Genomic DNA, 8634 nt, shown 5'->3' on the forward strand with positions numbered 1-8634 from the left:
CGCACCCGAGGAGACACCCATGGACCATGACGATTTCAAGTTCGAACCGATCCCTGGCCTCCCCGAGCGTCCGCCGCAGGGCGAGACGCTGCTCTGGCAGGGCCGCCCGGCCGCCTTCGCGCTGGCGCGCGAGGCCTACAAGGTCAACTGGATCGCGGGCTATTTCGCCCTGACCGCCCTCTGGCGCGCCTCGACCGGCTGGGCCGACGGCGGCCTGCCGATGGCGGTGGCCTACGGGCTGCCCTATCTCGGGCTCGGCGCCGTGACCTATCTCCTCCTCCTCCTCGGCGCCTACTGGCAGGCCCGGGCCACGATCTATTCGATCACCACCGCGCGCGTGATCCTGCGCATCGGGGCCGCGCTGTCGGTCACGCTGAACCTGCCCTTCAAGCAGCTGGAAAGCGCCGCGCTCGACCTGCGCAAGTCCGGCACCGGCACCATCGCCATGCGGATGAAGGCGCCCAACCGGATCTCGAAGCTGGTCTGCTGGCCGCACATCCGCCCGTGGAAATGGCGCGGCGAGCCGGCGATGCGCTGCGTGCCCGACGCCGAGCGCGTCGCCCGCCTCCTGTCGGATGCGGCCGAGGCGCGGCTCTCGGTGCCCACCATCGCCCGCGCGGGCGAGCAGGCCCCGGTGCCGCCCCACGCCGTGCCCGCCGCCTGAGCCGACCCGGCCCTCCGATCCACGTCCGGCCGCTGCCCTCGCGGGGCAGCCCCGGCAAGACCCCGCAGGACATGCCATGATGAGCGCACAGAACTCCCGCCAGCCCCGGAGCGACAAGGACAAGGAGCTGATCCCGCCCTTCCTGCTCAAGGCGATGTTCGCCCTGGCGCTGGGATCGGTCCTGATGGTGAGCTGGGCGGTCTGGACCGGCCGCGAGCCCACCGGCCAGCCCGCCCCCGCCCCCGTGGTGGCCGAGCGCCAGCTCGTCCTGCAGGGGCTGGGCGAGCAGGCCGTGGCCGTCCGCACGCCCGAAGGCGAGACCCTCTTCGAAGCCGAGAATGGCGGCTTCGTCACCGTGATCCAGATCGGCCTGAAGCGCGCCCGCACCGTGCACAGGATCGAAGGCAACCCCCCCGTGCGGTTGGTGAAGTACGAGAACGGCAGACTTTCCCTGCAGGATGACGCAACCGGCTGGAGCGCCGAGCTCCAGGCATTCGGACCCGACAACAAGGCCGCCTTCGAGCGGATGCTGTCCGAATGACGCCAAGAGAAGGGAACCCCCATGGGTCTGTTCACGAAACAAGCGGAAGAGGTGCCCTGCACCGTTGAAGTGAGTCACCAGTTCGAGTCTCTCCACGCGCATGTGCGCTTCGACAACGGGGCCATCGTCCATCCGGGCGATGAGGTCCTGGTTCACGGCGCGCCGGTTCTGGCGGCCTTCGGCGAGGTGGTGGTCGAGGAACGCACCGCCACCATCACGCGCGCCTCGGGCCTCGAGCGGCTCTGGACGCGCCTCACGGGCGATTTCGGCGCGATGGAACTGTGCGAATTCTCCTTCTCCGAGCAGGTGACGCTGTGAACGCGCCGGCCGGAGGGCTCTCCCCCGCGCTCACGCCGGAAGCGGTTGCCGACACGACGGCGATGGCGACCGAGACCCACATCCTCAACCCGCGCTTCTACACCACCGATTTCGACGAGCTGGACCGCATCGACGTGACGGCCGTCCGCAAGGACTGGGACGCGCTGATCGCCGAGATGAAGGCGGATCCGAACAAGGCGCATTTCAAGAAGACCGAGGACTGGGACCGGATCGACTGGGAGGGGATGGACCCTGCCCTGCGCGTCGAATTCATCGACTTCCTCGTCTCGTCCTGCACCGCCGAATTCTCGGGCTGCGTGCTCTACAAGGAGATGAAGCGCCGCGGCTCGAACCCCGACATCTGCGAGCTCTTCAACTACATGGCCCGCGACGAGGCCCGGCACGCGGGCTTCATCAACGACGCGCTGCGCGAGGCGGGCGTGGCCGTGAACCTCGGCTTCCTGACCAAGGCCAAGAAATACACCTATTTCCGGCCGAAGTTCATCTATTACGCCACCTACCTCAGCGAGAAGATCGGCTACGCGCGCTACATCACGATCTACCGCCATCTCGAGGCCAACCCCGAGCACCGGTTCCACCCGATCTTCAAGTGGTTCAAGGAGTGGTGCAACGACGAGTTCCGCCACGGCGAGGCCTTCGCGCTGCTGATGAAGACCGATCCGAAGCTCACGGACACGACCGTCAACCGGCTCTGGATCCGCTTCTTCCTGACGGCGGTCTATTCGACCATGTGGGTGCGCGACCATGCCCGGCCCGAGTTCCACAAGGCGCTCGGCGTGGACATCGACTGGTACGATCAGGAGGTCTACCGCAAGACCTCCGAGATCGCGCGCCAGATCTTCCCGGTCGAGCTCGACATCGACCATCCGCGCTGGAAGCCGGCGCTCCGCCGCATGAACGAGGCCTTCCTGCGCATCGACCGCGGCACCCGCCGCGGCGGGATCGCGGGGCGGCTCGAGAAGGCTCTGGGCGGCGCGCAGGCGCTGGCCGCCTTCGCGTCCCTCTACACGATCCCGGTCAGGACTCACAGCCTGCCCGAGAACGTCCGACTGGAGCCGAGCTATTGACTGTTGACGATCACCGGAAGCGGGCCGTGCCCGCTTCCTCCACCGAGCCGAGGGACCGCCGATGCTGACGAGTCCCTGGGTCGTGGCCCTGTCGGCCATCTTCGTCTGGTGGTTCTCCACCGGCATCCTGCTCTGGCGGGTGCGCCATGCCGACAACCGCGGCCCCGAGGCGCATCTGACCTCGGTGATCCTGGGCCTGCCGATGCTCTTCGCGGGGGCCTGGGGCTATGTCCACACGCTCCACGACGAGACGGTGGGCGGGGTCTATGTGGCGTTCCTCTCGGCGCTCGGCGTCTGGGGCTGGATCGAGCTTTCCTTCCTGTCGGGCGTCATCACCGGCCCGAACACCGACCCCTGCCCGCTCCATGCGCGGGCCCCCGAGCGGTTCCTGCGGGCGGTGGGCACGGTCCTGTGGCACGAGATCGTGCTCCTCACCGTGCTCATAGCCATGGCGGTCCATGGGGCCGACGCTCCGAACCGCTTCGGGCTCTGGACCTTCCTCGTCCTCTTCGTGGCCCGGGTCTCGGCCAAGCTGAACCTCTATCTCGGCGTGCCCTACATCAATGTCGAGTTCCTGCCCTCGACCCTCGCGCATCTGTCGAGCTACTTCCGCCACACGCGGATGAACCGCTTCTTCCCGCTGTCGGTCACGCTCCTGACCTTCGCGACCGGCTGCTGGATCGAGCGCGCGCTCTCGGCCGGCGGGGCGAACCATCGCGAGGTGGGCTTCTGGCTCCTGGCCGCGCTGACCGCGCTCGCCGTGCTCGAGCACTGGTTCATGGTGGTGAACCTGCAGGACAGGAAACTCTGGAAATGGATGATGCCCGAGCGGCGGCGGCCGGCCCATGCGGCCCGCGTGCCGCCCTCACACCTGCCGGACACCGTCCGGCGCGGCGAGGCCAAGCTGCTCAAGGAGAAGGCGGGAAGGCTCTAGTCACATCGCGGTGAGGCCCGGCCAGGGGCTCGTTCTGCGGCAATCCGTCATATAATTTGCTCCGTATCCGAGCAGCATAGTCCGCTGCGTCCGAACAGCCCGGCAGGAAGTCCATGTCAGCCACCTCGCATCCTCAAAGCGCGCCTTCGATCTGCGAGATCGGCCCGTCCAGCCGCACCCGGGCTTCCGGCCCGTCCCCCGTTTCGCCGCCCGCGCGGCCGTTGCGGATCCCGGATCCAGATGTCATGCATGATCCAGAACGCACGGCCCGCAGTAGTGATTGTGTGCCGGCGGCACCTAAATCTTCACAACCATCTACCCATACAGGGAGGATACCCATGAAGTTCCAAGTCAAGGCTCTCGCCGCCATCGCTGCCTTCGCGGCACTGCCGGCGCTCGCGCAGGAAGGCGACCCGGAAGCCGGGGCCAAGGCCTTCAACCAGTGCCAGACCTGCCACGTCATCGTGGACGATGCCGGCACCACCATCGCCGGCCGCAACGCCAAGACCGGCCCGAACCTCTACGGCGTCGTGGGCCGCACCGCGGGCACGCAGGCCGACTTCAAGGGCTACGGCGACGGCATGAAGGAAGCCGGCGCGAAAGGGCTCGCCTGGGATGAAGAGCATTTCGTTCAGTATGTTCAGGATCCGACCAAGTTCCTGAAGGACTATACCGGTGACGCGAAAGCCAAGGGCAAGATGACCTTCAAGCTGAAGAAGGAAGAGGACGCCCACAACATCTGGGCCTACCTCCAGCAAGTCGCCGTCCGGCCCTGAGCCCGGACCAAAACGCATGCGAAGGCCGGCAGAGCGATCTGCCGGCCTTTCGCAATCCAGCCGCGAGAAAACCCGCGGAGAAGGCCGGGACGGCGTCGGGACCGGCCGGCGGAGATATTACTCGGGAACGAGCGAGGCGGGCGCACGCGCGCCCAAGGCCTCCGGCCCAGCGCGGACCTCTGGCGGAAGCAGGACAATTGCCCCTCCCATGCCTCTGCGAGGGCCCGGGCCCGCGTGGCGGAGGGCAGTGGCGGTGCGGGCGAGAGGAGCGACGGCCGGAGGCGGCGGATCGCTCTTCCCTCAGACCGAAACCGCCTGCTTCAGCCGGTCGCGCCCGAGCTCGCCTTTGGTGCCCGACAGGTCCACCGCGCCGCGCTTGAGGACGTAGAACCGGTCCGCAAGGTCATAGGCGAAGTCGAAATACTGCTCGACGAGGACGATGGCCATGTCGCCCTTCTCCCTCAGATAGGAGATCACGCGGCCGATCTGCTGGATGATGTTGGGCTGGATCCCCTCGGTCGGCTCGTCGAGAAGGAGGAGCTTCGGCCGCATGATCAGGGCCCGCGCGATGGCGAGCTGCTGCTGCTGGCCGCCGGAGAGATCGCCGCCGCGGCGGTGGGCCATGTCCTTCAGGACCGGGAAGAGGGTATAGATCTCCTCCGGGATCCGGTGCTCGGCGCGGGGAAGGACCGCGAAGCCCGTCTCGAGATTCTCGGTCACCGTCAGGAGCGGAAAGATCATCCTCCCCTGCGGCACGAAGCCGAGGCCCCGCCGCGCCATGGCCTGCGGCGGCAGCACCGGCAGCTCTGCGCCGCCCAAGAGGAGCCGCCCGCCCGAGCGGGGATGCGTGCCGGCGATCGCCTTCAGGAGCGAGGTCTTGCCCACCCCGTTCGTGCCCATGATGCAGGTCACCTCGCCCGCGCGCGCCTCCATGTCGATCCCGTGCAGGATCTGGCTGCCGCCGTAATGCAGGGTCAGCGCTTCGGTCTTCAGCATCATCCGCGTCCCAGATAGACTTCGATCACCGAGGGATTGCGCGTCACATGGTCGAGGCTGCCCTCGGCCAGCACCGCCCCCTCATGCAGCACCGTCACCTTGCAATCGAGGCGGCGGACGAACTCCATGTCATGCTCGACCACCACCACCGCGCGCGTCTTCGCCATCTCGACGAGAAGCGCGGTGGTATGTTCGCGCTCGGCCAGCGTCATCCCGGCCGCGGGCTCGTCCACGAGGAGGAGCCGCGGCTCCTGCGCGAGCAGCATCCCGATCTCGAGCCACTGCTTCTGCCCGTGGCTGAGCTCGCCCGACTTCCGCGCGAGATGCTGGCCGAGGCCCACCTCCTCGGCCAGCGCCTGCACGCGCGCGGCATCGGGCTGCGAGGGGCGGAAGAAGAGGACGGCGAAGGGCGAGCGTGGCTTCTTCAGCGCCATCATGAGATTGTCGAAGACCGTCTGGTCCTCGAACACCGTCGGGCGCTGGAACTTGCGCCCGATGCCCGCCTGCGCGATCTGCGCCTCGGAGAGCTTCAAGAGCGAGATCGAGCGGTCGCCGAAGGTGACGGACCCCTGGTCGGGCCGGGTCTTGCCGGTCACGATATCCATGAAGGTGGTCTTGCCCGCGCCGTTGGGCCCGATGATGGCCCGCAGCTCGCGCGCGCCGATGTTGAAGGAGAGGTTGTTGATCGCGCGGAAGCCGTCGAAGGTGACGGAGACGCCCGAGACCTCGAGGAGCGCGCTCATTCGGTGGCCTCCCTCTCCTGCAGCGCGCCCGCATCGGGGCCGAGCGGTGCGCCGCGCCGGTTCGGAGCACGCAGGCCCTGCGCCCAGTCGACGAGCCCGCCGATCCCCTGCGGCGCGAAGAGCGTGACGAGGACGAAGGCCAGCCCCAGCAGGATCTGCCACCAGTCGACCCACTGGATCGTGGCGAAGCCGAGGGACAGATCGGGCGCGCGCCCTCCGGTGAACCAGGTCGAGAGAAGCGAGACGAAGGCCGCGCCGATCACCGCCCCGTAGAGGCGCCCGCGGCCGCCGATCGCCACCCAGACGGCGAGATAGATCGAGGCGATGGGGGCGAGTTCGGCCGGGTTGATGATGCCCGCCTGCGGGTAGTAGAGCGCCCCCGCGATGGCCGCGATCACTGCGGTCAGGGTGAAGATGTAGAGCTTGTAGCCCTCGACCGAGTAGCCGAGGAAGCGCACCCGCTGCTCGTCGTCGCGGATGGCACGCAGGACGGAGCCGAACTTGCCCGAGACGATCCAGGCCGCGAGGAGGTATCCGAGGCCCAGCGCGCCGGCCGAGGCCCAGAAGAACCAGACCGAGAGCCGGTCCTGCGAGACCTGACCGAGGCCGGGAATGTTCTGGAGACCCGAGAGCCCGTTGTTGCCGCGCAGGCCCGCGTCGTTCTGGAAGAGATGCAGCGCCAGGGCGAGCGTCATGGCCTGGGTGAGGATCGAGAGATAGACCCCCGTGACCCGGCTGCGGAAGGCGAGCCAGCCGAAGACGAGGGCCAGAAGGCCCGGCACGAGCACCACAAGCGCGAGCTGCAGCGGCAGGCTGTGGGCGAAGGCCCAGACGGCGGGCAACTCCGCCCCGCCCACGACGCCGAAGATCTGGCTCGCCACCCCGTCCGAGATCTCCTGCGGCGTGGCGGGTAACGGCGCGTTGGCCTGGGCCTGCACCACGATGTCCTCGGTGCGGGCATACATGAGCCACATGCCGATCATGTAGCCGCCGAGTGCGAAGAAGGCCATGTGGCCGAGGCTGAGGATGCCCGCATAGCCCCAGACGAGATCCATCGCGAGGGCGACGAGGCAGAGGCAGAGCGTCTTGCCCAGCGTCTTGACGAAGGAGGTGGAGAGGAAAGCCGTGCCGTAGGCGTGGGAGGCAAGCGTCACCACGAGGGTGAAGAGCGCGAGAAGGGCGAGGAAGATCAGCACCGAGGGGGTGCGGGTGAGGAAGCCCTGTCTCATGGAAGGCGCGCTCCGGCTGGCGGCAGGAAGCGGGGGGCCAGCCCCCCGCGCCCCCCGGGATATTTCTGCCAGAATGAAGGGGGAAGGAGGGGGTCATATCAGCCCGTCCAGCGCGGCGGTGGCGATGCTCGCCTGTTCGGCATCGTCGAAGGGGAAGATGTCGGTGCCCACCACCTGGCCCGATTCGTGGCCCTTGCCCGCGATGAGGAGCGCATCGCCCGGCGTGAGCGCATCGACGCCGCGCAGGATGGCCTCGGCCCGGTCGCCCACCTCGTGCGCCTCGGGGCAGGCCTCGAGGATGGCGCGGCGGATGGTGGCGGGATCCTCGGTGCGGGGATTGTCGTCGGTCACATAGAGCACGTCGGCATGGTCGGCCGCGGCGCGGCCCATCAGCGGGCGCTTGCCGCGGTCGCGGTCGCCGCCGGCACCGAAGACGACGATGATGCGGCCCATCACATGCGGGCGCAGCGCCTTGAGGGCGGTGGCGAGGGCGTCGGGCGTATGGGCATAGTCGACGAAGACCGAGGCGCCGTTCCGCCGGGTGGCGGCGAGCTGCATCCGCCCTCGCACCCCCTGAAGCTGCGGGAAGGTGGCGAAGACCCGCTCGGGCGCGTCGCCCGCGCCGATGGCGAGGCTGGCCGCGACCGCGACGTTCCAGGCCTGGAAGCCGCCGATCAGCGGCAGACGCGCGAGATGCACCTCGCCCTGCCAGGAGAAGCGGAGGTCCTGCCCGGTCGCGTCGAAGCGCTGCGATAGAAGGCGCAGGTCGGCATCGGCGTGAAAGCCCGTGCCGATCACCCGCTGCGCCCGCGCCCGCGCGAGGGCCGCGACCTCGGGGCCGCGGGGATCGTCGAGGTTGATGACCGCCGTGCCCTCGTCGGGCAGGACCCGGGTGAAGAGCCCGGCCTTGGCCGCGAAATAGGCCTCGAACGTCTCGTGATAGTCGAGATGGTCCTGGGTGAAGTTGGTGAAGCCCGCGGCCGCCAGATGCACCCCATCCAGACGGCGCTGCTCGAGCCCGTGGGAGGAGGCCTCCATCGCGGCATGGGTGACGCCCGCCTCTGCCGCCTCGGCGAGAAGCCGGTGCAGGGTGATGGGCTCGGGCGTCGTGTGGCTCGAGGGGGCCGCGAAGGCGCCCTCGACGCCGGTCGTACCGATGTTGATCGCGGCATGGCCGAGGGCTGTCCAGATCTGGCGGGTGAAGGTCGCGACCGAGGTCTTGCCGTTGGTGCCCGTCACCGCGACCATGGTCGCGGGCTGGCGGCCGAACCAGAGGGCGGCCGCGCCGGCGAGTGTCTGGCGGGGGTCCTCGGCCAGGACGAGGGCCGCGCCCGAACCCGCAAGC

10 protein-coding genes are annotated in these 8634 nt (G+C 68.7%); 6 read left to right on the forward strand and 4 right to left on the reverse strand.

From position 1 onward, the window contains the following. Positions 1-19: 19 nt before the first annotated feature. The 6 genes from puhB to cycA all read left to right on the forward strand — a co-directional run bounded on the left by puhB (position 20) and on the right by cycA (position 4321). A complete protein-coding gene (gene puhB, locus A9O63_RS02015) occupies positions 20-664 on the forward strand; it encodes a photosynthetic complex putative assembly protein PuhB (RefSeq protein ID WP_069330429.1) in 645 nt (214 codons plus the stop codon). 76 nt (positions 665-740) lie between these two features. Then, the gene (puhC, locus tag A9O63_RS02020) at positions 741-1205 is read left to right on the forward strand and encodes a photosynthetic complex assembly protein PuhC (protein ID WP_069330430.1); all 465 of its coding nucleotides are present in this window, start codon (positions 741-743) and stop codon (positions 1203-1205) included. Positions 1206-1226: 21 nt separating this feature from the next. Beyond that, on the forward strand, positions 1227-1523 hold the full coding sequence (locus A9O63_RS02025; protein WP_069330431.1) for a hypothetical protein: 297 nt from the start codon (positions 1227-1229) through the stop codon (positions 1521-1523). Then, entirely contained in the window at positions 1520-2611 is a 1092-nt protein-coding gene (acsF, locus tag A9O63_RS02030) for a magnesium-protoporphyrin IX monomethyl ester (oxidative) cyclase (protein WP_069330432.1), read from the forward strand. Before A9O63_RS02025 ends, acsF begins: the two co-directional genes overlap by 4 nt. Before the next feature lie 61 nt (positions 2612-2672). After that, positions 2673-3545, forward strand: coding sequence for a putative photosynthetic complex assembly protein PuhE (gene puhE / locus A9O63_RS02035; RefSeq protein WP_069330433.1), 873 nt, complete (start codon positions 2673-2675; stop codon positions 3543-3545). A gap of 338 nt (positions 3546-3883) precedes the next feature. Next, a complete protein-coding gene (cycA, locus tag A9O63_RS02040; protein ID WP_069330434.1) occupies positions 3884-4321 on the forward strand; it encodes a cytochrome c2 in 438 nt (145 codons plus the stop codon). A gap of 300 nt (positions 4322-4621) precedes the next feature. Here the strand turns inward: cycA and urtE are convergent, their stop codons facing one another. From urtE to A9O63_RS02060, 4 genes are all read right to left on the reverse strand, one after another. After that, positions 4622-5320, reverse strand: a complete 699-nt coding sequence (gene urtE / locus A9O63_RS02045; RefSeq protein ID WP_069330435.1) for an urea ABC transporter ATP-binding subunit UrtE — start codon at positions 5318-5320, stop codon at positions 4622-4624. Next, positions 5317-6060: an urea ABC transporter ATP-binding protein UrtD gene (urtD, locus tag A9O63_RS02050; RefSeq protein ID WP_069330436.1), complete on the reverse strand. Its 744-nt coding sequence runs from the start codon at positions 6058-6060 to the stop codon at positions 5317-5319. The genes urtE and urtD overlap by 4 nt, the downstream gene beginning before the upstream one ends. After that, positions 6057-7289, reverse strand: a complete 1233-nt coding sequence (gene urtC, locus A9O63_RS02055) for an urea ABC transporter permease subunit UrtC (RefSeq protein ID WP_069330437.1) — start codon at positions 7287-7289, stop codon at positions 6057-6059. The genes urtD and urtC overlap by 4 nt, the downstream gene beginning before the upstream one ends. A gap of 93 nt (positions 7290-7382) precedes the next feature. Continuing rightward, on the reverse strand, positions 7383-8634 hold a 1252-nt coding region (locus A9O63_RS02060; RefSeq protein WP_069330438.1), incomplete at its 5' end, for a UDP-N-acetylmuramoyl-L-alanyl-D-glutamate--2,6-diaminopimelate ligase.

It is taken from the genome of Cereibacter johrii, from assembly GCF_001720585.1.
Lineage (GTDB): Bacteria > Pseudomonadota > Alphaproteobacteria > Rhodobacterales > Rhodobacteraceae > Cereibacter_A > Cereibacter_A johrii.